Annotated in this window: 26 protein-coding genes and 1 tRNA gene; 11 read left to right on the forward strand and 16 right to left on the reverse strand. The window is 48.9% G+C overall.

What is annotated here, in order from left to right:
• The first annotated feature begins 9 nt into the window (after positions 1-9).
• From H7R39_RS01225 to H7R39_RS01240, 4 genes are all read left to right on the forward strand, one after another.
• Positions 10-792: a tetratricopeptide repeat protein gene (locus H7R39_RS01225; protein WP_185897615.1), complete on the forward strand. Its 783-nt coding sequence runs from the start codon at positions 10-12 to the stop codon at positions 790-792.
• A gap of 148 nt (positions 793-940) precedes the next feature.
• Positions 941-1,522 (forward strand): flavin reductase family protein, encoded by a 582-nt coding sequence (locus H7R39_RS01230; RefSeq protein ID WP_185897616.1) that lies wholly within the window; start codon positions 941-943, stop codon positions 1,520-1,522.
• Positions 1,523-1,632: 110 nt separating this feature from the next.
• Complete coding sequence (locus H7R39_RS01235) at positions 1,633-2,391, forward strand: SDR family NAD(P)-dependent oxidoreductase (protein ID WP_185897617.1); 759 nt, start codon at positions 1,633-1,635, stop codon at positions 2,389-2,391.
• Between the two features lie 110 nt (positions 2,392-2,501).
• Positions 2,502-3,137, forward strand: coding sequence for an NAD-dependent epimerase/dehydratase family protein (locus tag H7R39_RS01240; protein ID WP_185897618.1), 636 nt, complete (start codon positions 2,502-2,504; stop codon positions 3,135-3,137).
• Positions 3,138-3,457: 320 nt separating this feature from the next.
• Here the strand turns inward: H7R39_RS01240 and H7R39_RS01245 are convergent, their stop codons facing one another.
• From H7R39_RS01245 to H7R39_RS01260, 4 genes are all read right to left on the reverse strand, one after another.
• Complete coding sequence (locus H7R39_RS01245) at positions 3,458-4,195, reverse strand: DUF6683 family protein (RefSeq protein ID WP_185897619.1); 738 nt, start codon at positions 4,193-4,195, stop codon at positions 3,458-3,460.
• A 253-nt stretch (positions 4,196-4,448) separates the two neighbouring features.
• Positions 4,449-5,120, reverse strand: a complete 672-nt coding sequence (locus tag H7R39_RS01250; RefSeq protein WP_185897620.1) for a cysteine hydrolase family protein — start codon at positions 5,118-5,120, stop codon at positions 4,449-4,451.
• A gap of 135 nt (positions 5,121-5,255) precedes the next feature.
• Positions 5,256-6,254, reverse strand: coding sequence for a sensor histidine kinase (locus H7R39_RS01255; RefSeq protein ID WP_185897621.1), 999 nt, complete (start codon positions 6,252-6,254; stop codon positions 5,256-5,258).
• Entirely contained in the window at positions 6,251-7,066 is an 816-nt protein-coding gene (locus H7R39_RS01260) for a DUF234 domain-containing protein (RefSeq protein WP_185897622.1), read from the reverse strand. The genes H7R39_RS01255 and H7R39_RS01260 overlap by 4 nt, the downstream gene beginning before the upstream one ends.
• Positions 7,067-7,181: 115 nt before the next feature.
• Here H7R39_RS01260 and H7R39_RS01265 point away from each other — a divergent pair, with 115 nt between their 5' ends.
• From H7R39_RS01265 to H7R39_RS11145, 4 genes are all read left to right on the forward strand, one after another.
• Positions 7,182-8,468 carry an aminotransferase class V-fold PLP-dependent enzyme gene (locus tag H7R39_RS01265; RefSeq protein ID WP_185897623.1) on the forward strand — a complete coding sequence of 429 codons (1,287 nt, stop codon included), beginning with the start codon at positions 7,182-7,184 and terminating at the stop codon, positions 8,466-8,468.
• 3 nt (positions 8,469-8,471) lie between these two features.
• Positions 8,472-9,104 (forward strand): hypothetical protein, encoded by a 633-nt coding sequence (locus H7R39_RS01270; RefSeq protein WP_185897624.1) that lies wholly within the window; start codon positions 8,472-8,474, stop codon positions 9,102-9,104.
• A gap of 509 nt (positions 9,105-9,613) precedes the next feature.
• Entirely contained in the window at positions 9,614-10,105 is a 492-nt protein-coding gene (locus H7R39_RS01275) for a hypothetical protein (protein ID WP_185897625.1), read from the forward strand.
• 150 nt (positions 10,106-10,255) lie between these two features.
• On the forward strand, positions 10,256-11,134 hold the full coding sequence (locus H7R39_RS11145) for a hypothetical protein (protein ID WP_228724697.1): 879 nt from the start codon (positions 10,256-10,258) through the stop codon (positions 11,132-11,134).
• Between the two features lie 222 nt (positions 11,135-11,356).
• On the opposite strand, the gene H7R39_RS01285 is transcribed toward H7R39_RS11145, so the two are convergent.
• The 8 genes from H7R39_RS01285 to H7R39_RS01320 all read right to left on the reverse strand — a co-directional run bounded on the left by H7R39_RS01285 (position 11,357) and on the right by H7R39_RS01320 (position 17,201).
• Positions 11,357-11,908: an NAD(P)H-dependent oxidoreductase gene (locus tag H7R39_RS01285; RefSeq protein ID WP_185897626.1), complete on the reverse strand. Its 552-nt coding sequence runs from the start codon at positions 11,906-11,908 to the stop codon at positions 11,357-11,359.
• Positions 11,909-12,011: 103 nt separating this feature from the next.
• Entirely contained in the window at positions 12,012-12,614 is a 603-nt protein-coding gene (thiE, locus tag H7R39_RS01290) for a thiamine phosphate synthase (RefSeq protein WP_185897627.1), read from the reverse strand.
• Positions 12,607-13,386, reverse strand: a complete 780-nt coding sequence (gene thiD / locus H7R39_RS01295) for a bifunctional hydroxymethylpyrimidine kinase/phosphomethylpyrimidine kinase (protein ID WP_185897628.1) — start codon at positions 13,384-13,386, stop codon at positions 12,607-12,609. The genes thiE and thiD overlap by 8 nt, the downstream gene beginning before the upstream one ends.
• Positions 13,387-13,430: 44 nt before the next feature.
• Positions 13,431-14,159, reverse strand: coding sequence for a hypothetical protein (locus tag H7R39_RS01300; RefSeq protein WP_185897629.1), 729 nt, complete (start codon positions 14,157-14,159; stop codon positions 13,431-13,433).
• Entirely contained in the window at positions 14,159-14,875 is a 717-nt protein-coding gene (locus tag H7R39_RS01305; protein WP_185897630.1) for a basic amino acid ABC transporter substrate-binding protein, read from the reverse strand. The genes H7R39_RS01300 and H7R39_RS01305 overlap by 1 nt, the downstream gene beginning before the upstream one ends.
• A 60-nt stretch (positions 14,876-14,935) precedes the next feature.
• Positions 14,936-15,757 (reverse strand): transporter substrate-binding domain-containing protein, encoded by an 822-nt coding sequence (locus H7R39_RS01310; RefSeq protein ID WP_185897631.1) that lies wholly within the window; start codon positions 15,755-15,757, stop codon positions 14,936-14,938.
• Positions 15,758-15,769: 12 nt separating this feature from the next.
• Entirely contained in the window at positions 15,770-16,498 is a 729-nt protein-coding gene (locus H7R39_RS01315) for an amino acid ABC transporter ATP-binding protein (protein ID WP_002948421.1), read from the reverse strand.
• On the reverse strand, positions 16,491-17,201 hold the full coding sequence (locus tag H7R39_RS01320; RefSeq protein WP_002948422.1) for an amino acid ABC transporter permease: 711 nt from the start codon (positions 17,199-17,201) through the stop codon (positions 16,491-16,493). The genes H7R39_RS01315 and H7R39_RS01320 overlap by 8 nt, the downstream gene beginning before the upstream one ends.
• A 138-nt stretch (positions 17,202-17,339) precedes the next feature.
• Here H7R39_RS01320 and putP point away from each other — a divergent pair, with 138 nt between their 5' ends.
• Together putP and H7R39_RS01330 are read left to right on the forward strand one after the other, a co-directional pair.
• The gene (gene putP, locus H7R39_RS01325; RefSeq protein ID WP_185897632.1) at positions 17,340-18,830 is read left to right on the forward strand and encodes a sodium/proline symporter PutP; all 1,491 of its coding nucleotides are present in this window, start codon (positions 17,340-17,342) and stop codon (positions 18,828-18,830) included.
• On the forward strand, positions 18,831-20,078 hold the full coding sequence (locus H7R39_RS01330) for a DUF2130 domain-containing protein (RefSeq protein ID WP_185897633.1): 1,248 nt from the start codon (positions 18,831-18,833) through the stop codon (positions 20,076-20,078).
• 912 nt (positions 20,079-20,990) lie between these two features.
• Here H7R39_RS01330 and H7R39_RS11150 read toward each other — a convergent pair.
• The 3 genes from H7R39_RS11150 to H7R39_RS01340 all read right to left on the reverse strand — a co-directional run bounded on the left by H7R39_RS11150 (position 20,991) and on the right by H7R39_RS01340 (position 22,351).
• Positions 20,991-21,518, reverse strand: coding sequence for a CbrC family protein (locus H7R39_RS11150; protein ID WP_228724698.1), 528 nt, complete (start codon positions 21,516-21,518; stop codon positions 20,991-20,993).
• A gap of 81 nt (positions 21,519-21,599) precedes the next feature.
• Entirely contained in the window at positions 21,600-21,854 is a 255-nt protein-coding gene (locus H7R39_RS11155; protein ID WP_228724699.1) for a hypothetical protein, read from the reverse strand.
• 80 nt (positions 21,855-21,934) lie between these two features.
• A complete protein-coding gene (locus H7R39_RS01340) occupies positions 21,935-22,351 on the reverse strand; it encodes an SseB family protein (protein WP_185897634.1) in 417 nt (138 codons plus the stop codon).
• A gap of 109 nt (positions 22,352-22,460) precedes the next feature.
• Between H7R39_RS01340 and H7R39_RS01345 the strand changes: the two genes are divergently transcribed.
• Positions 22,461-22,537: transfer RNA gene (locus H7R39_RS01345), tRNA-Ile, on the forward strand.
• Between the two features lie 148 nt (positions 22,538-22,685).
• Here the strand turns inward: H7R39_RS01345 and H7R39_RS01350 are convergent.
• Complete coding sequence (locus H7R39_RS01350) at positions 22,686-24,128, reverse strand: nicotinate phosphoribosyltransferase (protein WP_185897635.1); 1,443 nt, start codon at positions 24,126-24,128, stop codon at positions 22,686-22,688.
• Positions 24,129-24,342 lie beyond the last annotated feature (214 nt).

Here is a 24,342-nt window from a genome sequence, read left to right on the forward strand (position 1 = left end):
AGGAATAAAATGAAAAATTTGATTGTGTTGATACTTTTTGCTATCGCGGCTATGGCAGGCGAGCCTAAAAAAGGCGAACTCAGCCCCGAAAAAGAGGCGTTTTTAAGCGCTAGATACGAGGAGCTCAAAAAATCGTGCGCCCAAAAGGACGCGAGAGCTTGCAAGCGCGTGATCTTGTTTTACCAAAAACAGACCAAAAAGCAGAACGAAAAAGACATTCGCGAAGCGATGCAAATTTTGCTTGATGCGTGCAAGGATGGTAAATTTGACGCATGCGCGGCGGCGGGCGAAATGCATATAAATAATAAAGATTTCGTTGCCGCAAGGGAGATTTTGAGCCCGGCTTGCGATAGCGGCTATCAGGATGCTTGCGTGCAGTACGGCAAGAGCTTTGAGGCTGACGGCGCGCCCGGCAAGGACGAAAAACGCGCGAAAAAACTATATGAAACCGCATGCGAAAAGGGCTCGGCGCTAGGGTGCGAGCATCTGGGGCTAGCGATCGGTAGCAGCGCGCCGGAGCAGGCGGTCGGCTATATGCGCAAGGCGTGCGAGATGGACGCTTGGCGATGTTTTAGATTCGGCACGATGGCGATGCCTTATGGGGCCAAGGAAGGGGTAATGGCGCTTGTTAGAAGCTGCCACGAAACGGATATGCTCGCTGGCTGCATCATGCTGGCTAAATACCACGAAAAAGAGCTGCGCGAGATCGCGGGCGAGGCTGAGGTGAAGCGGCTATACGCTCGCCTTTGCGAGTTGGTGCCGCACGGGGAGCACTGCCAAAAAGCGCAGTAAATTTAGTTAAATTTGCGGCTTTTGGATTTGAGATAGGGTGGGCAGCACGGCGAGGCCAGGGTAAATTTGAAGTCAAATTTAAAAGCGCCCGCTAAGGCGGCTCAAAACAGCGGGCAAATTTAACAAAAACCAGGTCAAAGGAGTAAAAATGGCTATCATTAAAGTCGATTTACAAAAATCATACCGCATCCTAAACCCGGGCGCGACCACGCTCGTATCGGCAAAACACGGCGACGACGTCAATGCGATGGCGATAACGTGGGCGCAGGCGCTTGATTATGACAAGGTTACCATCGTGCCGCACAATGGCTCGTACACGAGGACGCTCATCGAAAAGAGCGGGTATTTCGCCGTGCAGATCCCCACGGCAGCGCAGGCGGAGCTGGTTAGCGAGCTGGGCGCCGAAAACAACTCGCGCTTTGATAACGCGGACAAGATGAAAAACGTGGAAATTTTTTATCAAGATGACTCCCGCGTGCCGCTGATCGCGGGCTGCGCGGCATGGCTCGTTTGCAAGCGCATCCCCGAGCCTCACAACGAGCAGTGCTACGATCTTTTCATCGGCGAGGTCGTCGCGGCGTATGCGGACGAGCGGATATTTGACGGCGGACACTGGCTGTTTGAAAAGATCCCTGACGAGCTAAAGACGCTTCACTACGTCGCCGGCGGTCGGTACTATCTGGACGGCAAAGCGGTAGATACCAAGCGCACGCCCGTAAGCGACGAATAAACCGCCTCACAAAACGCAGGCAAATTTGTAAATTTAAGATGAGTTCACGCGTGAATGCGCGGCGGGCTTTAGTAAAATTTCAAACTGAAAAAACCAAGAAAGGATAGAAAATGAAAAAATATATCGTCATCACCGGCGCGAGTTCTGGTATCGGAGCAGCTACGGCAAAGGCGTTTGCTGGGTGCGGAGAAAATTTGATCCTAATCGCGCGCAGAGCGGAGCTTCTGCAAAGCTTAAAGGACGAGATCGCTAAAATTTCGCCTGAATCAGACGCCCTCGTTAAAATTTGCGACCTTGCGCGCAGCGAGAACGTCTTAGCGCTTTGGGACGAGCTAAAAAGCTACGAGCTAAAGGCGCTCATAAACAATGCGGGCTTCGGGGATTACGGCGCGGTCGGCGAGCGCGATCTATCCAAAATCTCGCAGATGCTGGAGCTTAATATCATCTCGCTCACGCTGCTAAGCCACCTCTTCGTGCGCGATTACAAGTATAAACCCACTCAGCTCATCAATATCTCCTCCGCTGGCGGCTACAGCATGGTGCCAAACGCCGTCACCTACTGCGCGAGCAAGTTTTTCGTAAGCGCCTTTACTGAGGGCTTGCACCGCGAGCTGGCGCAGGATAAAGAGGCCAAAATGCAGGCTAAAGTTCTAGCGCCCGCCGCGACTAGGACGGAATTCGGCCCCGTAGCGACGGATGACGCGGGCTACGACTACGACGCGGCTTTTAAGCGCTATCATTCAAGCGAGGAGATGGCGGAATTTCTGCTTGCGCTTTACGATAGCGACGCGTGCGTGGGCGCGGTGGATCGAAACAGCTTCGAGTTTAGCTTGGGGGCTGCGCGATTTGACTACGCGGGCAAACGCTAAATTTATGCATTATGCGTCGCGCGACGAAGTGTGAAATTTGAGTAACGTAATATCGGAGCTAAATTTGACCTCAAAGCGCGCTAAAATTTAAAGAAATTTAAGGAGCGAAAATGGGTAAAACGGCTTTGGTCGTGGGAGCTACGGGAGCGGTTGGGCGCGAGATCGTTCGCGGGCTTTGCGAAAATGAAAACTACGACAAAATCATCGTTTGGACGCGCAGGGAGCTAAAATTTAGCCACGAAAAGCTAGAGACGCAGATCGTAAATTTTTGCGACGTAAAAAACATGCCGCCGCGCGAGATAGACGAGATATTTTGCGCGCTTGGCACGACGATGAAGCAAGCCGGCAGCCGCGGGCAGTTTTATAAAGTGGACGTGAGCTACCCAGTAAATATCGCAAAATGGGGCATCGCCTCGGGCGCGCGCCGTTTTGCGCTCATTTCGTCGCAGGGTGCGGACGAGCGGTCAAGATTTTTTTATCTGCGCGCAAAGGGCAAGGCGGAGAAAAAGATCGCCGCGCTAAAATACGAGAGCGTGCAAATCGCGCGGCTACCTGCGATAAAAAGCGAGCGCGAGCAGGTGCGTATGGGCGAGCTCTTTACGATTTGGCTGTTTGGGTTTTTGCCGAAGTTTATCTTAACGAACTACCGCCCGATGAGCGCGAAAGATATCGCGGCCGCCGTCATCGCCGCCGCACAGACGGAGGCTAAAGGCGTGCAAATTTATCATCCAAGAGAGTTTATTTAGAAGCAAAAGCGTAAAGGTCGTTTTGGCTTTAAGCTTTTAAAAACGCCGAAAAATGCGCCCGCTATTTTAAAATAAAAAATCGGCTGAATTTTGCAAGGCGCGCAGACCTATTTAAATTTGACCCTTGAGCGCGGTTTGGGTATTTGCTCGGTCGCGGCCAAAAGTCGGGTGTGTCAAAAAAGAGGCTCGCGTTTATGTTGGGCTATTTGCCTGGCTGCGGCCAAAAGCGCTGGTAGGACGACTTTTTGCGCCGCAAGCCGCCTAACAGGTAGCGCAAGCCTGCGCGCAGTTTTGTTTTGCTCGTGCAAAAATCAAAATGCCTATTTAAAGACTATCCCAGATGCGGTAAAATCCATTTGCTCCGGTTCTACGTTTAGTAATGATTTAAAAACCAGCCTGCCTATGGCTTTTAGCTCCGTCTCATGCGCCGGATTTGGATGCTGCTGTAACTCCTGCTGCATTGCCATTAGCAAAAACCCAAGCCCCATAGATATCTGATACGAGTTCATCATTTCCGTAGCTTTTCCCTCAAACAGCTCCGGTTTTTTGCGCAAAAACTCGGCGATCTGTAAAAATGCGGGCTTTACGGCTTCATCTGGCATCGGATGATTAAAATACGCCGCGTAAGCGCCTCCTAGCAGCGCCACGATGCCGGTCGCCACGTTTTCTTTGGGTATGCCGTATAGCTGCTCGACGCTACCGTCTAGCTTGTCTATGCCCTCCACGATTAAGCGCCGCCCCTCATCTCGCTGCGCCGCAGGAAAAAGCGCCGCCAGCCGTTCAACGCCGTCCGCGTATATATTCAAAAAACCATCCCCCGCTCTCACCAGCGCGCCCGTATAGAGTATATCGGTCTTAACGTCTTTGACATAGGCGGAATCATCGGGCGGATTTAAATTCTTCTTCGCCTGATTCATAGCACGGTTATACGCATCCTGCCGCAACCACTGCTCGTTAAAATCGATATAATCGATAACATAAAGCGCCTGCGCGCCGCTAAAACACATCACTGCTCCAAGCGCCGCCGCGCCGACTCGAATTTTGCCTAAAATTTTCATAAAACGCCTCCGAAAATAAAATTTCATGCGGCAGCTCCGCATTGCCGGTATTATACCTAAAATAATGCGGCTGCTATATTTTTTATTTGATTGCCTCTACGCCGCCACGCAGACGGAGGCTAAAGGCGTGCAAATTTATCATCCTAGAGCTTTTGTGCAAACGCACGGCAAGTAGCCAAATTTCGCGCTTAGGCTCAAATTTGACGCCGCTAGCAGTCTAAATTTACTAGCCGCTCCGCTCGCAAAATCGGCGCTAAAATTTAATACCTCGTACGACCTGCGCGCCAAGACCCGTTTGCATATGCCGCAAAAACATCGCGTGATAAAAGTCCCCCTCGTGCCCCGGCGCGTCGTAGGTGGCGACGAGGTTTGCCGGTACTAGGACTTTGCGCCTGATGTTTGACTCGTTTGCGCTAAGCTTTAGGTGCGAGACTAGTTGATAGACGCATAGATCTGTGCAGTCGCCGAGCACTACGAAGGTGTCTATGTGCGGATTTTGCGCGATAAACGCGTTAAATTCGGCGCAGTAGGCCGCGCTCAGGGAGTTTTTGCGAAAGATTTTTATCTCGTCAAAAAACGGTAGATCGCGCAGCTGCGGTATCGTCTTTGCGCCCTCGGTGCCTTTGATAGCGTGCGGCGGAAATGCGTCAAATTCCGCGCAGTTTGCCTCGTGGCTATCCTCAAGTAGCACGAGATTTCTAGCGCCCGCCGCGTAAGCCGCGCTAAAAGCCTGCGCTATGGCGTCCGCGATCGCGCCCACTCGTGGGCTAGCTAGCGGTCCGGTGCTACAAAATCCCTCTATCATATCCACGCTGATAAAGGCGGTGTTTGCCGCGTCGCCCGCTAAAATTTCGCTAAGTTTAATCTCCTTTAGCTCCTCAAACCACTTCGCCAAATCCTCTAAGATTTTCGCATCAAATTTCATTTTCTCTCCTTGTTTTGATTGTTTTTGAGTTTGTTGTTCGGCTAGCCGAAGCAAATTTCAAACCGCGAGCCGCCCTAAATTTCGCGTTCAAATTTAAACTCCGCCTAGAGCATCAAATTTTATCAAATTTACCGCCTAACCGCGCGTCTTTGCGGGCAAATTTACGCAAAAGCTCTTTGGCTCAAGCTCGATCTCGATACTGCCGCCGTGGGCTTGGACTATTTGCAGGCACAGGTGCAGACCAAGGCCGTTGCCCTTTAGCTTGCTCGTTTTAAACGGCTCAAAGACCATGGCTTGGTTTTTGATCGGCACGCCGCTATCGGTCACGGCAAATTTATGCTCGCCCTCGCGCTGCTCGTAGTCCACGCGCACCCAGCCCTCGTCGTCCTCGTTTTCCTCGACCGCATCGATCGCGTTAAACAGCATATTTTGAAACACCATCGCCAGCAGATCGCGGTCGCCCACATAGGGCAGGTCGGGGAAATTTAGGCTAAATTTGATCTCCTTGCCGTATGTGTAGCACTCTATGGCCACCTCGCACTCGCTTTTTAGCTCGGCTAGGTTAAATTCGCGCGCGTTTATCGTTAGGCCTTTGGTAAAAAGCAAGGTGGCCTTGATGATTCGCTCGACGCGCCAGATCGCCTTTTGCATCTGCTCGACGACGGGGCGAGCGCGCTCGTCGGCCTTTTTTATCAGCGTGGATGCTAGCAGCGAGATCGAGCCAACGGGGTTGCGTATCTCGTGGGCGAGGTGGGCTGCGACCTGACCCATCGAAGCTAGGCGCTCGGTGCGTTTTTCGGTCGTTATGTCGGTTGCGGAGATGATTTTTTTACCCTCTTTTTGGGCGATCTTGATGAGATAAATTTGCCCCGCAGCGCTTATCTCGCCTTCATTTTGCGGGATAAATTTTAAAATTTGCCCGAGTTTTAGGGCTTCTGAGTTTTGTAAAAATATCTCGCCCGCCTCGTCCAAAACCCAGATCGCATTGGGCAAAATTTCCACGATATCTTTGATAAAGCCTTGCAAATTCGCATACGACGCGGTCAGGTTTTTATACTCGCGCTCTATCAGATAGGTCTGCTCGATCAGGCTTTTTAGTCCGTCTTGGACGCTGGTTTTGTCGATCTGGGTCATAAAAGCTCCTCGAAATTTTCTAAATCAAAAAGTAAAATTTGGTCGTTTTTTAGGCGGCTTACTTCGTTGCTAAAGCCGCTTTTGGAAAATAGCGCGACGGCGTCCGGCACGAAGCCTAGTCGCTCGCATTTTTTAAGGAGTAAATTTACCACGTTTTTGCAAATTTTATGCTCTTTAAATTTAGCTTCTCCGACGATGATGCGTCCGCCTAGGCTCAAAAATATATCTATCTCGATATTTTTCGCCCACAGGCTGCGCACCCGCGCAGGCTCCGTGCCTAGTCTAAACGCCAAAAGCTCGCGGCAAAGCAGCTCAAAGCCAAAGCCCGCGTACGAGTCGAACTCGCGTCTGATAATCTCCATCAAAGCGCCTTTTTCGCCGTTTTTTAAAAGGGCTAAATTTGGCTCGATGAAATAAAACCAAAACCTAGTAAAATTGTCGTTAAAGACCACTTTATCCTGCGCCTTATCGCGCTCGGGCAGCTTTTTGGCTTTTTGATATTTGCTTTTTACGCGCGGTTTTTCCAGCGTCTTTTCGATGCTGACTACGCCTGAGTTTATCGCGGCGGCGTAAATTTTTAGGATGAGGGGGCGGGGCAGAAATTTATTTAGAGCGTATTTTTTGCGGTCGTTTTTAGCAAGCTTGCAAAGGGCAAATTTAAGCTCGTTTTCAAAAGGCGCGTCAAAGCTAAATTTGAGAGACAGATCTTCAAATTTATCTAAAATTTCTTTCTCTATCGCCTCGAAAATATCGTAATAATTCGCTTCAAATTTTAGCGCGTCAAAGACTAGATGAAAGTAAATAAGCTGCAAGACATCAAGGTGCTTAAAGCGCGCGTAGCTTGATTTTAAGGCGTAGATTTTTGCTCCTTTTTAGCCCATTTTAGCACAACTTTGGTTATAATCTCTTTTTTTATAAGGAAAAATTTTGGTTAGCATCGACGAAATCAGGAAAAATATTATTTTAAAAAAAGGCGTGCGCTACTTTGACTATACGGCCTCGGGCCTAGCCTACGCGCCTATCGAGCGTAAGATCGCAAAATACCTAAAAACCTACGCCAACACGCACTCAGAAAGCGCCTCAAACGCGCTAAAGACGCAAAAACGCTACGAAAAAGCAAGGCAGAGCCTAAAAGACGCTCTTGGGCTTGACGATCGATTTTATCTGATCTCTGCTGGTTGCGGCGCGACGGGAGCGATAAAGAAATTTCAGGAAATCATGGGGCTTTACCTGCCGCCTATGAGCGCGAACCGCCTGGGCGAAGAGGCGGTAAAAGGCGCAAATTTGCCCCTCGTTATCGTCTCGCCATACGAGCACCATTCAAACGAGGTCAGCCTGCGCGAGGGGCTGTGCGAGGTCGTGCGCATACCGCTAAGCAAGAGCGGGGAGATAAATTTCGGCAGGCTAGATCAACTGCTCAAAATCAACTCAAAGCGCGAGATCATCGGCTGTTTTAGCGCGGCCTCAAACGTCACGGGGATAATCAGCGACTACAAAAAAATCTACGTGATGATGAAGCGATACGGCGCGACGGTGGCCTTTGACGCGGCTAGCTTTAGCTCGCACGACAACCTCGACGCCGACTACTTCGACGCGCTATTTCTCTCGCCGCATAAACTTTTAGGAGGCGTAGGCAGCTGCGGACTGCTCGCGATAAGAAAAGAACTCGTAAAATCAGACAAACCGACCTTTGCCGCGGGCGGGACGGTTAGCTACGTGAGCCGCAGCTCGCATTTTTTTGCGCCAAGCGTAGAGCGTACCGAGGAGGGCGGCACCCAGCACGTGATGGGGCTGATCAGAGCGTCGCTAGCATACAGACTGCGAAACGAGGTCGGCCTAGACGTCATAAAAAGCCGCGAGGATGAGCTAGCGAAGCTATTTTGCGAGGGGCTGGATAAGATCCCCGAGATCGTGAGCTACTGCCCGCGCGGAGTGCCTAGACTGCCGATTTTCGCGTTTAATGTAAAAGGCGTTTCGCCTTATGATTTCGCCGAAGCGCTGAGTGAGGACTACGGCGTGCAGACCCGTGCTGGGTGCGCCTGCGCCGGTCCGTACGGACACGATCTGCTCGGACTAAAAGACGATCAGAAATTTGATCAAAAGCCCGGCTGGGTGCGCGTGAGCTTGCACTACTCCCACACGCAAAAAGACGTCGCATACCTGCTAAAGGCCATCAAAAAAACTATTAAAAAATTTAAAACCAAAAAAGGATAAGAAATGAATAAAATTTTAGCCGCAGCCTTGTTTGCCCTTTGCGCCGTTTGCGCGCAGGCAAAGCCGTTTAGCCCTGAGCAGTACGCAAAAGTACTGCGCGAGTACAACTCCGTGGCGGGCGAGAACAACTACTTTGAAAGCGGCAAATTTAAAGAGGAATTTGAGCTCCGCAAAAAATACTGCGACGAGGGCCTAAGAGACGCCTGTGGGGATCTGGGGCTACTCTACGTTACGGGTCTAGGCGCGCCAAGAGATAGCAAAAGAGCGGGCGAACTACTAGGGTACGCTGCTAAAAACGACGAGTTTAAAGCCATATCGGAGTACTACGAAGCCGCACTTGATATAGCTCGCGCGGCGGAAAAGTACCCGGACGACAAGGTCGCGCAGCACCTAGGAGCCGAGTTTAAAAACTCGCTAGAGCAGTGCAAAGCCTACAAGGGCGACCGCCACGTGTGCTTCCGCGCGCTGGTGATCAGCGGTATGCTACCAAAGGGCGAGGGCGGCCTGGGACTATCGCAAGCTGAGTTTGCCAAGACGTGGGAGGATATCGTCGTGAGCGACGTCGAGCGCAACGGCATGGACGAATCGAAAGTAAATGCGCTGGCAAACGAGCTAGACGGGCTGGCGACGCGGTAAATTTGCGGGCTTTTGCGGCGTAAATTTGCTTTTTCGGCTAGGCGATCCGTCAAATTTGACCGTCCGCGCTTTTGTCTTTTTGCGGGCGGCTTTGCGTCTCATGTAAATTTAGATTACTCGGCTCAAATTTGACGCGTCGGTAATTGCTAGGCTTAAATTTGGGTCGATTTTTGGGTAAATTTATCAAGCGGCGCAGAATTTGCTTTTGCTCAAATTTGACCGCTTTTTGCGGATAAATTTAGCTCGCTCCTGATGGCATTTTGCGGCTTGCGAGCTTTTGCTCGGCGGCTTTTACGGCTATCTTTACGGCGTAAATTTGCTAAATTCTGCTAGCGCCCGGGCAAAATCGGTCGTCAGGTTTAAAGCCTTTGCTTGCGCTTTTTTGCGCGGTCAAATTTACGCGCCCGCGCGGGTTTTGCCCTGCTCAAATTTGACGTATTTTTACGCCCGGCTCAAATTTGCGCGGCGTTAATTTTTACGAATTTACAAAAACTCTGGAGAAAATTTAGATGCGAAATTCGCGCGAGTTTCAGGTCTTAGCGGGCGAGGTAAAAAACGTGAGGTGGAGTGCGGCGACGGATGACTGCGTTTTTGAGATCGCGGGCGCGAAATTTAACGCCAAAATTTCTAAAGATCGCCTCGTGCCTCGCGAAAACGACCGCTTAGCCATCGCCTATGACGAGCAAAACGAAGTTTGGAATTTTAAAAATTTAACCTCAAATAAGTGGCTCAAAAACTACGCTTGGCGCGCGCATTTGATGATTTTTGAGGAGGCGATGATGGAGTTTTTGCCCAATAGCGTTTTTGGTGCTATTATGATTATACCGATAGTTTGGCTAGCTCGCCACCTTTCGGATTTTGGATACTTAGTCATCATGTTTGCGTTTATTATTTGCCTATTTTTATCGCTGCCTTTGATGTGCCTAGATGGCAAAACTCAAACAGACAAGGCAAACGCGTATCTGGCTTTGCGAAAATTTTTAAAAGAATCGAATTTGTAGTTCGCCGTCAAATTCGCCGCTAAAAAACGCGGCAAATTCGGCGCCTATTTTTAAATTTGACGAGCAAACGAGCGATCAAATTTATAGGCGCGCAAATTTATATCGCTCAAATTTCGGGCGCGAAAACGTAAAATTTAAAGAGGATTTAGCTTGCAAGAAACGCAAAACGGTTTAAAACTGCTCGGTGGCCGCGTAAATTCGCTTGAGTGCGTCTATAAAGACAAAAGCGGATTTGATTATAGCTTTAGCTTGGAGGATCAATTTTTAAACGTTCGCTCGCTGCAAAGCCCGCTCCTGCCGGTAAATGACGGCGACGAAACGCTAGTCGTTTGCGATAAAAAGGGGCGGGTTTTGGGGCTAAAAAACCGCTCTTTAAACTCCGCGGCCTGGTACGCCTACGAACCTAGCTCCTTTTTTGCGGCTCTGTTTTTCGTGCTGTTTTTGCTGTTTGGCGCGGCCGGCGTTTGGGCGATTTTCTCGGGCTTTGACGGAGGGCAGCCGCTTTTTAGCACTTTGCTGCTTGTTTTTGGTTTCGGCTCTCTTGCCTTTGCTTGGTTTAAATATCACCGCGAGGCGTCTTTGGGCTTACGCGTTAGATCGATGCTCGGCGCCGCAAAAGAGCCCAAGGCAAACGGCGAGGTTAGCGGTATGGTGCGCAATCTAAGGATTTTTGAGATGAAAGAGAAAAGCTATTTTAGCGTCACGGTCGGCGATACGTTTTTGTGGGGTAGTAGCCCTAAAAAGCGCGCCCTGGAGCTAGCAAACGGCGACGAAGCGAGCGTGAAATACGAAAATTTCAAGGTTTTGGAAATACGAAATCTCAGTAAAAATCTGACGGCGAAAAAATCTCAAGGCTTTTTCGAGAGGGGCGTTAGTTTTATCGCGGATATCGCGATCAGCCTTTGCGCGGGACTTGTTTTGCTCTATGCTGGGACGATGGATTTTTGGTTTTCGCCTTTTGCGGGGATTGCCGGCTTGATAATCTTGCTCGGCGGATTTGGATTTAACGTGTTTTATAAAAAAGATTAGCCTTTGGCGCGGCTTGGCAAATTTGACGCTCAAATTTAGCGTGTCAAATTTGAGCAAGGCAAGCAGACTCGTCAAATTTTAAGCCTTACAAAAACGCTCGCAAATTTTTGCCGAGCGCTAAATCGCAGAGATAGCGGCGATAAAGCTTAAATTTAGCGTGACCTCCGTGATTTATAGTGAGGCAAATTTACGCGTAGCAAGGCTAAAATGCGCCAATCAAATTTAGCCCAAATTTTGCAAAAACTCCGCGTATTCTCTAGCTCCGCGCTCTAAATCGTCCTGGCTTGATACGGTAGTCCACGCCCGGGTCTCCTCGGCACCGTAAAATGCAAAAAAGTCGCGGTAATCGGCGTGAAAATAGTATTTAAACGCAAGCTCAAACGGCGTAAGAACCTCGCGCAAGCTAAAATGATAGCGTCCTTGCGGGCAGTAGTCGCTCTTTTTGATGCCCGCAGTCACGGCTAGCGCGACCTTGCGCCCCGCTATGCCGTCCGAACCGCGTCCATAGGCAAAACCGTGCGTCATCACCGCGTCGATCCACGATTTTAAAATCGGAGGGCAGGAGAAGTTGTGAAGCGGAAATTGCAAAACGAGCGCGTCGTGGGCTCTGATGAGCTCTTGCTCGCGCGCGGCGTCGATATCGCCACTCCCGTAAACCTGCGTCAAATCATGAACGCTAAAGTGCTGCGGCTCTTTGAGAGCCTCTTGTAGCAGGCGTTTGTTTATGACCGAGTTTTGGATGTCAGGGTGGGCTAAGATGATTAGAGTTTTCATTTTTATCCTTTTTAGTCAAGCGAATTTTATCAATTTCGGCTTAAATTTGAGCGGAGCATTGCGCAGTTTAGCGACGCAAATTTGACGTAAATTTAGCGCATTTTTACAAAAACGCTTGCAAATTTCGCAAATTTTCTTTTATGGATGCGGGCCGGTAAAGCGCTGAGATAACGGCGATATAGTCTGGATTTAGCGCGGCGATTTGAGCGATATTTGCTGCATTTATGCCGCCGATCACGCAAATGGGGATTCGTAAAATTTCCTTCGCGCGCATTATCGTTTCAAATTTGCAAAGCGGAGCGTGCGGTTTGGTCGGGCTTGCAAACAGGGCGCCAAATGCCGCGTAAGAAGCACCCTCATCCTGCACTTTCAGGGCTAAATTTAGATCGTCATAGCAGCTAACGCCGATGAAAGCGTCCTCGCCTAGGATCTTGCGAGCGGCCTTTACCCCGCCGTCGTCTTTGCCGATGTGCACGGCGTTCGCGCCTATTTTGGCGGCAAATTTTACATCGTCGTTTACGATAAATCTCGCTCCGTAGCGCTCGCAAAGCTCTTTTAGAGCGGTCGCTACGCGCTCGTTTTTGGGCTCAATCTTGGTGCGGTACTGTAAAAACTTCACTCCGCACTCTAGCAGCTCGCGAGTTTGCTCTAGCACGCTATTTTCAGGCGTTAGGACGTCGTCCGTGATAGCGTAAATTTCAGACATTTTCGCCCGCGGCTTTGTGATCTAACAGCCGCACGCCGAAATTTGAGCCGTGGGCGTTTTTGATCGCGTTTGCGACAAAGGCTTTGGCGCGTCTGATCGCCGTTATCTCGTCTGCCCCGCATGCTAGAGCGCAGGCGATGGCCGTGGCGAAACTGCAGCCCGCGCCGTGCATGATCGTAGGTTGCTCGAGCGGTTCGCCGAATTTAACTATCTCGCCGCTTTTTTTATAAAGCGTGTCCTCGCAAATCTCGCTCGTTTGCGTGCGTTTTAGCACGACGTCGCAGGGTAGATCCGCGCCTAAATTTAACCTCTCGCCGTCAAAATTTAACCCCAAAATGCGCGCTTCGTCTAAATTCGGCGTCGCGATGCGAGCGAGGCTTAAAAGCTCTTTTAGCGCGTTTATGGCGCCCTCTTGCAGCAGCTTGGCGCCGGATTTCGCCACGCAGACGGGGTCTATCACGGCGCTTATGCCTCTGTTTTGCTCTAGCCAGGCTTTGACGCAGGCTATGAGCTGTTCGTTAAAGAGCATGCCGATCTTTACGGCGTCAAATTTTAGCTCGGCGCAGACTGCTTCTAGCTGCGCGTTTAAAAACTCGGGCGTTACGGGCATCACCGCACTCACTCCGCTCGTGTTTTGCGCGGTTAGAGCCGTGATTGCAGTCGCGCTGTAGCAGCCGTAGGCCTCGCAGGTTTTTATATCGGCTTGTATGCCTGCGCCCCCGATGCTGTCGCTGCCAGCGATGATTAAGATATTTTTTTTAGGATTTTTCATTGTTTTGCCTTGAGCGGTTATGTTAAATTTATCTTTGAGCGAATTTATTTGTCGCCAAAATCCTTGCCGAACTCGACGCCTAGCTCCTTTAAATTTACGGGGCCGTTTCCTTGCGACTCCATCGGCGACGGCCGAGTTTGCGGCTGCGTTTGCGCAGGTTGCAAGCCTAAAGAGTTTTGCTTGGTTTGATCGTTTTTGGTGGCGTTATTTTCGGTTTTTTTAGGTTTTTTCTTCGGTTCTTCTAGCTTTTTGCCGGTTAGGCACTCGTAAATTTCCGCGTGATTTTTCTTTGCCCAGTCCTCTTTGACCTCGATTTTTTGGTACTCTTTGCTAGTAGGCGAGGCGAGGCCGTTTTTGACTAGGGTTTTGTTTAGGATTTTGCTTTCGTCGCTTACTTCGCATAGCCATCTATCGCCTAGATTTTTTAGCGTGAGCACGTAGTAGTTGCGCTCAGGACGAAATATCTTTTTGATCTCTTTGTCGTAGGATTTGCCGAAAATTTCCAGCTCTTTTTTATCTTTTATGCATTTTGAGCCGTCGTAAAATTTAACGTTTGCAAGCTTGCAAGGGGCGATCACGGCGGCGTTTAGTCTAAAGACAAAGGTATCGTAGTCTAAAATTTTTTCTAGAAAAAGGACCTCTTTGACGACTTTTTCGCGTTTGGATTTGGTCGTTTGGGTGATTTGCATGTCGGTAAACTGAGCAGCCAAATTTACCGACAGCAAGGCTAAAGCGCAAATTTTAAGCAGAGTAAAAAATGCGCTTTTTTTCATTATTTCAGATCGTATTTTTCTAGCAGTTTGTCGTAACTGCCGTCTTTTTTCATCTCTTCAAGCGCGGCGTTTATTTTAGCGATTAGATCGGCTTGCTTGCCTTTGTCAAACGCCATAGAAAAGCCTTCGCTACCGTCGTTTTCTTTGTAAAATTCTTCAAGCTCGGGATTTTTCTTTAAAAAGCCGTAACCGATCGAGCTATCAAGCACGACCGCGTCTATCTTGCCTTTTTTTAGTCCCATGATTAGCGGAACCGGATCCTCGGCAGGCACGACTTTAGCGCCTGCGATAGCGTTGGCGGCGATCTCTTGGACGGTGCCTTGTTGTACGCCCACTCTTTTGCCGTTTAAGGCGTCTTTGCTCGCGATAGCGTCGTTACCTTTAGCGCGCAAGTAGATGTTTTCCGTCGCATAGTAAGCCTGAGTGAAATCAATAGATTTTCGTCTATCGTCGGTTGCGCTCATCGCGCTTGCTACGGCGTCGATCTTGCCCGTTTTTAGAGCTGGGATTAGGCCGTCAAAGCTCATATTTACGATCTTGTACTCAAAGCCCGCGCGTTTAGCGAGCTCGGCTACTAGATCCATGTCAAAGCCGGTGATCTTGTTTTGCTCGTCCACGTACTCAAACGGCGGATAGTTTGCGGCGGTACCGATCTTTAGCTCGGCGGCGCCAAGCGTAGCTAGAGCCGCTAAAAGCAGCGCAAAAATCTTTTTCATTTTCTCTCCTTTAAATTTGGTTTTAAATTTAATCCCGCAACCAGGTGCGGGCTCGCAAATTTACTTCAGGCCGTATTTTTCCATCATCTTGTCAAATTCGCCGCTCTTTTTGAGCTCCTCTATCGCGACGTCTATCTTGCCGATTAGCTCTAGGTGCTTGCCCTTGTCAAATGCGACCGCAAAGCCCTCGGTGCCGTCGGGAAGCTTTAAAAACTCTTCTAAATCCGAGTTTTGCTTTAGATACTCGTAGCCGATCGGACTATCTGTTAGCACGACGTCTATTTTGCCCGCTTTTAGCGACAAAATCGCAGCCGCTACGGTCTCTGCAGGTACGGCTAGGTCGCCGCAGATAGATTTAGCCGCGGTCTCTTGCAATGTGCCTATTTGCGCGCTTATTTTTTTGAGATGCATATTGGTCGCATTTACGTCGGTGCCTTTTTTGCGGATAAAAAGATTATCCGAAAAATAATAAGGCTTGGTAAAATCGACCGATTTTCTTCTCTCCTCGGTCGCGCTCATACCGCTTAGCGCGGCGTCTATCTTGCCCGTTTTTAGAGCCGGGATCAGTCCGTCAAAGCTCATGTTTTGTACATCGAATTTGACGCCGATTTTCTTACCGACGGCCTCTATCATATCGATTTCAAAGCCTACGATCTTGTTGTGCTCGTCGATATACTCAAACGGCGGATAGTCCGCGCTCGAGCCCACTCTTATCGTCTGTTGTACCGCTACGGGGGCTGCCTCGTTTTTTACTGCGGCGTCTTTGCTCGCTTTTTCATTTGAGCTTTGACCGCAGCCTGAAAGCATCAAAGCGGCGGCTACGAAAACGAAAAGTTTTTTAAATTTGCCGGCGGACAAAGCCGCAACGATGTTTTGTGACATTTTGACCTCCTTTTAGTGGTTTAAAATTTTACCTAGAAAATCCTGCAAACGCTGATTGCTAGGGTTTTCAAATACGTTTTTAGGCGTGTCGTCCACGGCTATTTTACCGCCGTGCATAAAAAATATCCTATTTGCCACGTTTTTAGCAAAGCCCATCTCGTGGGTGACTACTAGCATCGTGATGCCTTTTGCCGCGACGTCCTTCATGATGTCTAGCACCTCGCCGATCATCTCGGGATCTAGCGCGCTGGTAGGCTCGTCAAAGAGTATAACCTCGGGATTCATCGCGAGGCTTCTAGCTATCGCTATACGCTGTTTTTGGCCGCCTGAGAGCTTGTGCGGGAAGGCGTATTTTTTATCGCTTAGACCCACGCTTTTTAGTAGCTCGTCGGCTCTTTTTTCTGCGCTTTCTTTATCCAAAATCCCCGCTTTTATCGGAGCTAGGGTTAAATTTTGCAAGACGTTTTTATTTGCAAAAAGATTAAAGTGCTGAAAAACCATGCTCACTTTTTGACGGATTTTGTTTATATCCGTTTTTTTATCCGTTATATCCTCGCCGTTTATTTTGATGTGCCCGCCGCTTGGCTCTTCTAAGCGGTTTATGCAGCGCAAAAACGTGCTCTTTCCGCCGCCGCTAGGGCCTATGATAGCGATGATTTCGCCTTGTTTGATATCTACGCTGATATCGTCTAGGACGCGTAAATCGCCGTAATTTTTACTCAAATTTCTAATCTCAATCATGGCGATTTAGTCTCCTCTCTAAAATTTTAACCAAAAACGTAAAGAACTTCACGCTGACGTAGTAAACTATGCCCGTGAAAATGACGGGCTCCGGGCTATAAAATACCGCTTGCAGGCTTTTGCTTTGCATCGTGATATCTATAACGCTGATATAGCCTACGACCGAAGTTTCTTTAAACAGCGAGATAAATTCGTTCGCAAGCGCAGGCAAGATGTTTTTGGTCGCTTGCGGAAACACCACCTCTCGCATCGAGACGTAGTAGTTTAGGCCCATTGCCCTTGCGGCTTCCATTTGCCCTTTATCGACGCTATTTATGCCGCTACGCACGATCTCTGCGACGTATGCGGAGCTGTTTAGTCCAAGCGCGATCAAAGCGACGTAAAAGTTATCGCTCCAAGTCGCAAAAATCACGACCGAAAATATAAGCAGCTGCAAAATAATCGGCGTTCCGCGCAGGATATCTACGTACTCGTCGATGAGAAAGCTTAAAATTTTGATATTTAAAAATTTTAAAAACGCCAAAATAAAGCCCAAAGTCACGCCGATAGCAGTGCCGCCTATGGTGAGTCCCAGCGTCACGCCGTAGCTTTTAAGGTAGGCTAGACGTTGCGCCTCGTTTAACTCCGTCGGATAAAAATAGTAAACGCCCGCGGAGACGATGACGACGAAAAACAGCGCCCTGAAAAATTTTTCGTTTAGCATTTCTTAAACCTTAAAAGTGTAATGAGGGTTAATAATACGAAAAAAAATATAAATTTAACCTTTTTTACGCGAAAAAATTATCTTTTAAACAAATTTATCATATTATCGTAACTCAAATTTAAAACCCGAGGGAAATTTATGGATTACGCTCGCTATATCGCCATCGCGCTGTATTTTGGATTTTTGCTTTTCGTGGGGCGATACTCGTATAACAAAAACGCCAATATGGGCGAATACCTGCTCGACAATCGCCGCCTAGGGCCGGTCGTAACCGCACTAAGCGCCGGAGCTAGTGATATGAGCGGCTGGATGCTGCTTGGCGTGCCGGGCGCGCTATATGCCACGGGGCTTGCTACGATTTGGATGGTTTTGGGGCTCGTTATAGGAGCGTATTGCAACTACCTGTTTTTAGCAAAGCGCCTACGCGTCTATACCGAGGTTGCCAGCGACAGTATCACGATCCCTGATTTTTTACAAAATCGCTTCAAGGACGAGACTAAAATTTTACGTATAGTCTCAGGGCTTTTGATTTTGATATTTTTCACGCTATATGTGAGTAGCGGGATAATCGCGGGCGGCAAGAGCTTTGAGAGCTTTTTTGGATTAGATTTTAAATTCGGCGCGATATTTACGCTGGCTATCGTCGTTTTTTACACGTTTTTCGGCGGTTTTCGCGCGGTTTGCATCACGGACGCGTTTCAGGGCACGCTGATGTTTTTGGTTTTAGTCGCCGTGCCGATAGTGGCGTTTTGTAATCTAAATTTGCCTGACGGCGCTACATTTTGGAGTGAGGTGGCAAAATACGGCAAAAACCACCTAAACGTCTTTTACGGCCAGACTTTTTTAAGCATCTTGGGGCTCATGGCGTGGGGGCTTGGATATTTCGGGCAGCCGCACATCATAGTTAGATTTATGGCGATACGAAGCTCAAAGGAGCTAGCCCAGGCGCGTCGTATCGGTATCGGCTGGATGGCGATAGGGCTTGCCGGAGCTATGATGAGCGGGCTTATCGGCTTTGTGTATTACAGCGAGTTAAATTTACCTCTAGCAGACCCCGAGAAGGTATTTTTGCAGCTTGGCGAGACGCTGTTTCATCCGTTTTTCGTGGGTATCATCATCTCGGCCGTACTTTCGGCTATCATGAGTACGATCTCTAGCCAGCTTTTGGTTAGCGCAAGCTCGGTGACGCAGGACTTCGTGTTTGCCTTTTATAAAAAAGAAATCTCGCAAAAAGCTCAGGTTGCAGCTGGTAGATACGCTGTCGTGGTCGTCGCGCTAGTGGCTACCGCGCTTGCTTTTAGCTTTAACGAAAGCGTGCTAAACGTCGTTGGCTACGCGTGGGCGGGGTTTGGTGCGAGTTTTGGGCCGGTGCTGCTTTTTAGCCTTTATTGGCGCAGGATGAGCGCGCTAGCGGCGCTTCTAGGCATGATAACGGGCGGAGCGACGGTGATAGCTTGGATAGCGCTTGGGCTAAATTCTTACGTTTACGAGATATTGCCTGGCTTTGCGGTTTCTTGCGTCGTGATTTATCTAACCAGCCTTTACGGCGACGCGATAGACAAGATGAGCAACGAGCCAAACTCGGCCACCGTGCAGGACGAATTTGAAAAAATGAAAACGAGGCTGTAAATGCAAAGTAGCGTAAAATGCGGCAACTGCGGCGCCGAGGTCGATGTAAATTTGGCTCTTAAAACCGAGCTTGAGCTTGAAATGAAGCAAAAAATGGCGGCAGCTAGGCGAGATTTCGACAAAGAGATCGAGACTAAAAGGGCCGAATACAAGGCGCATTTGGACGCTTTAAGCGCGAAGGAAAAAGAATTCGACGCTAAATTTGCCGCAGCCTTGAACGCAAAAAAAACAGAGCTTGAAAACGAAATAAAAGCAAAGCTCGAGGGCGAAAATTTAAACATAGTAAATGCCCTAAAAAACGAGCTTGAAGCCAAGTCAAAGCAGATAAACGAGCTAAATTTAAAGACGCTCGAAATAGAAAAGCTAAAACGCGAAAAGAGCGAGTTTGAAAGCGCGCTGATGGCTAAAACCGAGGCCGAGCTAAGCAAGCGCCTAAACGAGGAAAAAGAGCGGCTAGGCAAGGCTTTGGCCGAGCAAAACGAGCTAAAATTTAAGCAAAAAGACGAGCAGCTAGAGGCGCTAAAAAAACAGCTAAACGAGGCGCAAAGGCGCATAGAGCAGGGCAGCGAGCAGCTGCAAGGCGAGACGCAAGAGCTCGCCATCGAGGCGTGGCTGCGGGAGAAGTTCGTATTTGACGTCATAGATGAGGTCAAAAAGGGCGCAAACGGCGCGGACGTGATGCAGATCGTAAACACCCGCGAGGCGCAAAACTGCGGCAAAATCTACTACGAGAGCAAACGCACGAAAAATTTCTCAAACGAATGGATAGAGAAATTTAAGACCGATATGCGCTCATCGGGCGCCGACGTCGGGGTGCTAGTTAGCGAGGCGCGGCCGCGGGAGCTAGAGCGCATGGGGCTGGTTGACGGCGTATGGGTGTGCAACTACGAGGAGTTTAAGGCGCTTTGTTTCGTGCTAAGGCAGGGCGTCGTGGAGCTAAATTTTGCTAGGAACTCCGCGCAAAATCGCTCAAACAAGATGGAGATGCTCTACTCGTATCTAGTTAGCAACGAGTTTAAGATGCGGATCGAGGCTATCGTGGAGGGCTTTTCTGCGATGAGCGAGGAGCTGGAGCGCGAGAAAAACGCGATGAAACGAATCTGGAAGAGCCGCGAAAAACAGATCGAAAAGGTGCGCGACAACGCGATCGAGATGTTTGGCTCGATAAAGGGGATCGCTGGAAATGCGATAGGGGAGATAAGGACGCTGGAGCTGGGGTTTGATGCGGGCGATTTTGATTCCCCGTAAAGGATTTAGGTTTTAAAATTTAAATCCGTTTCGGTTACGTATTTTATATACGCGCCCTCACGGGTTAAAATTTTAAAGTTAAACTACGCCTATTCTATCTGGAACACTTGTTTCATATCTTCCTAAATTTGTAAATTTTATCTGCCGAGACCCGTATCTTTAAGGCGCTAAATTTGGTTTTCAAATTTGATGCTATGTGTTAAATTTCTTAAAAACAAAAATGATTGTCTAAAGTTATCTTGCTTCTTTGTTAAGGGGGGGCTTGAATTACGCTCTGTTTTGCAGCTCTCAAAGAGAGTGCAAGCACAAGGCGAGGTAAAGCCGAAGCAAAAGAGCTCCCTTCCCCCCTTAACAATCCTCTATCCCCTACGATGTGAGAGGTGGCGACATAGCTTTGCTGACGCAAAGCGTCGCTGGATTTTTAAATTCGCAAATTTGCGTCTGCTATAAATCAAAAAGATGTTTAGTGCGTAAGCGCCAAATCTAGACCTGCACGCAGTGCAGCAACTTCTAACGTGCAGTGGGGCTGGAGAGGGCTTCTGCGTCGCTGCGCTAGCAGCTGCGGAGCAGACGGGAAAGGGTCTGCCTTCGGCAGTTGCGAGTGCCTAGCACGACGCAAAGGAAGGCGACGCTCTACTTTCGCTTCGCTCGTAGCTGTAAACAGAGCGTAAGTAGGTCTGCTCGCAGTTACGAGCCGCAGGTGAAGTAAAGCCCCTTCCTCTCCCAAAGAAAGGAAAAAGTGGATATAAAAATGGGGCTCTTTTGCGTCGTTGCGCTCACAACTGCGAAGCGAAGCGTAGTTTAAAACCCCTCAACATAAAAGCAAAACAGCATCAAATTTAGCTAACTCAAATTTTACGTTTTCAAGTTGCGGGGCCAGGCGAGTAAAATTTTTCAAATTTAGCCTCAAATTTAGCTTGCATCGACCTGAATTTTATACTTGCCGCAGCGGGTGCAACGAAACAGATAGCCCGCCATATCGCCGCCCGCGACGAGATAGCTCTGCACGTCCTCTACCGCAAATTCGCCGCGCAGGGCGTATTCCTCAAAAACTTCTTTTGCGATGCCCATCTCCTGCAGCTCTTTCGTGCCTACGTCGCCCAAAAACTCGCAGTAATCGTCGCAGCAAACAAGCCAACGCTCCCCCTGCCAGCTAAAATACCCAGGCGTCCTTTTAAACAGCTCCTCGGTTTTAGCCTGCGCGTCCGCAACGCCCGGCAGTAGAGGATCCGCGTCTTGGATGAAGCTGGCGTCAAATTTCGCCGCAGCCGCGCCGCTAGCGATGCAGTGAGGGCAAAGGTAGTTCACGTCCGCCACGCAGTAAATGCTGCCGCAATAACACGCGTCCGTCGCCTGTTTGCAGCACTCGCAAACCACGCTTACGCCCTCTTTAAACACGCCCGTTTTAAAGGGATTTGGGTGGTAGCGAAAATGAGGCATTGCCTTTAGCTTTTTGCTTTGGCGCGCCGCCTCGCTAGCGGTTTGAGGGCGCTTTATCGCGCCAGCATCGCCGTCTGCGCCTTACTGCTTCAGATAGCCGAGCTTTTTGAGCTGCTTTTTGTCCTTCGGATCGCAAATTTTGCCGAGCAGTTCGCAGGCGCTCTTTTTAAGCCCTAGTAGCTCGTAAACGTCCACCAGTACGAGCTTTGTCTCTTTTTCATCGCATTTTTCAAGCTCCTCTTTGAACTCATACAGCGCCAAAATGCTGGCCGCTCCGCCGTCAGAATCCCAAAACGCCTTTTGAAGAGCGATATATCTTTGTCTAAGCTTATCCATCTTTTTCCCTCAAATTTGCGGTTGCGTGCGGGATTATCTTTAAATTTTACTGAGCGGACATGCTATTTTTGGATCAAATTTTACTCAGCGCAGATTGCTTTGAGTTTTGCCAAATCCAAAATCAAACTATGCGAAAAGGCGTCTATCACGACTCCGGCGTATTTACCTTCGGCGCCATCTAGCATAGCGGCATAGTCTTTTAGGCGCAGGTTTATCGCCTCCTGTTCGGCGTCGTTTCGCCATCTCATCATCTCGCCCCTACTAGAAAACGCCGGGAAATAGCTAAGTCCGCTCTCCTCGTCTTCTAGTAGGACAAATTTGATATTTGAGCCTTCTTCTTCGTAAACTGCGCTACCGTCGGGCTTTGCTAAGGCTTGGTTTATGAGTACGGGCGCCAAAAACTCTGTCTTTTTTAGCGCTGCGATTAGCGCCTTTTCGCTCTGCTCGCCGCCGCCTAGTAAAAATGCGTCTATAAAATCGTTTAAATTTTCGTTCATCTTTTGCCTTGGATTAAATTTGGCGTATTATACATTTTTGCGTTTTAAATCAAAATTTAGCAGTAAATAAGCTTTGCGTTGCTATAATCACAACCTCACTTCAACTGGCGGGTTCATAGCTCAGTTGGTTAGAGCATCCGGCTCATAACCGGATGGTCCCAGGTTCGAGTCCTGGTGAACCCACCATCCATTCACATTATTTTTCAAATTTTAAAAGTCAATTTTATCATTAGACATAATCTAAAGCAATATTATAAGTCAAATTTGAGTCGATTCTTAAAATTTAGCAGTCAAATTTGACTTCAAAATCAAGCAAAGGCGAAATTTGATCCGCCTATTTTTTGGTTTGTTTTAGCAGATTCATCTTCATCTCGTAGTAGTCCACACTCATATCGACGTAGTGTTTGTGCGGGTTTTCAAAGCGCTGTTCCTCTTGCCAAATTTCATTTTCGAGCTGCTCTTTTACGTGCTCTCTGATTTGCGCTAAATTTGCCTTTTCGCCCACGCGTTTGCCGTCTTTTACGACTAGATTTTGCAGCTGTTTTGCCGTGCAGCCCTCAAAATACAGCTCCTTCCACGGTTTTTCGGGATCTATGTAGCGGTAGGGTTTGGAAAGATCTGGCGTTTCGTCCGCGTTTGCGATGAGGTCGGCTATGGCTTGGCCGTTTTGGTAGATGCGCCAGACCTTTTTTATGCCCGGATTTGTCATCTTTTCTACTGCTTCTGATAGCTTGATGCGAGGGTTAAATTTGCCGCCATTCTCGACTGCGACAAGCTTATAAACCCCGCTAAAAATCGGATCGCTCTTAGAGGTTATCAGCCGTTCGCCCACGCCAAAGCCGTCTATCTGCCCGCCTTGAGCCAAGATTGAGGCGATGGTGTATTCATCCAGGCTGTTTGAGACCGTGATCTTGCAGTCCTGCAGCCCTGCGTCATCTAGCATCGAGCGCGTTTTTTTGGATAGATACGCTAGGTCGCCGGAGTCTAGCCTGACCGCTTTTAGGCGCTTACCGAGCGGTTCTAGCACCTCTTTTGCCGTTTTTATCGCGTTTGGCACGCCGCTATGCAGCACGTCGTAGGTATCTACGAGCAGTGAAGCGGAGTCGGGATAGAGCAGGGCGTAGCGCTTAAAGGCTTCAAATTCGTCGCCGAAATACATCACCCAGCTGTGCGCCATTGTGCCGGTCGTCGGTATACCGAAAGCCTTAGCCGCCAGCACCGTCGCCGTGCCGTCCGCGCCGCCGATATAGGCAGCTCTGGCGCCATATACGGCGGCGTCTAGGTTGTGAGCGCGCCTAGCACCGAAGTCAAACACGTTCCTGCCGTCCGCGGCCTTTACTATACGCCTAGCCTTGGTCGCGATGAGGCTTTGGTGGTTTATCTGCGATAGGATCGCGGTTTCTATGAGCTGCGCGTCAATAGGCGAGGCTACGACGGTCATAAAAGGCTCTTGCGGATAGATGATCGTACCCTCGGCAAATGCGTATATATCGCCTCTAAAGCGAAATTTACGCAGGTAATCCAAAAAATCCTCGCTAAATAAATTTAACGAGCGCAGGTAGCTCACGTCGCTCTTGTCAAAGTGTAAATTTTCTACATACTCTATGATCTGCTCAAGTCCCGCAAATATCGCAAAACCGCCGCCGTCGGGCACCTTGCGGTAAAAAACGTCAAACGCCACGCGCGGTTGATCCCCGCTTTTAAAATACCCCTCCGCCATCGTAAGCTCGTAAAGATCCATCACCATGCTGACATTTCTCGCGTCAAACTGCGTCATTTTTGCCCTTTCTCGTTAAAATTTGATAATGATATAACCCTGCGGCTTGCGAGACGCTGAAATTCGGCGGAACGGTTTTTAACAAATATATTATTTAATCTCATAATATTATCACTTTTTATCGGTTTTTAAGCTCGTTTAGCATATAGTTTTAAAGTTTTTATTTAAAGAAAATTTTTTATATTATCTTTATATTTTAAATTACTTTTTTGAG

The sequence above is a fragment of the Campylobacter massiliensis genome (genome assembly GCF_014253065.1).
Classification (GTDB): Bacteria; Campylobacterota; Campylobacteria; order Campylobacterales; family Campylobacteraceae; genus Campylobacter_A; species Campylobacter_A massiliensis.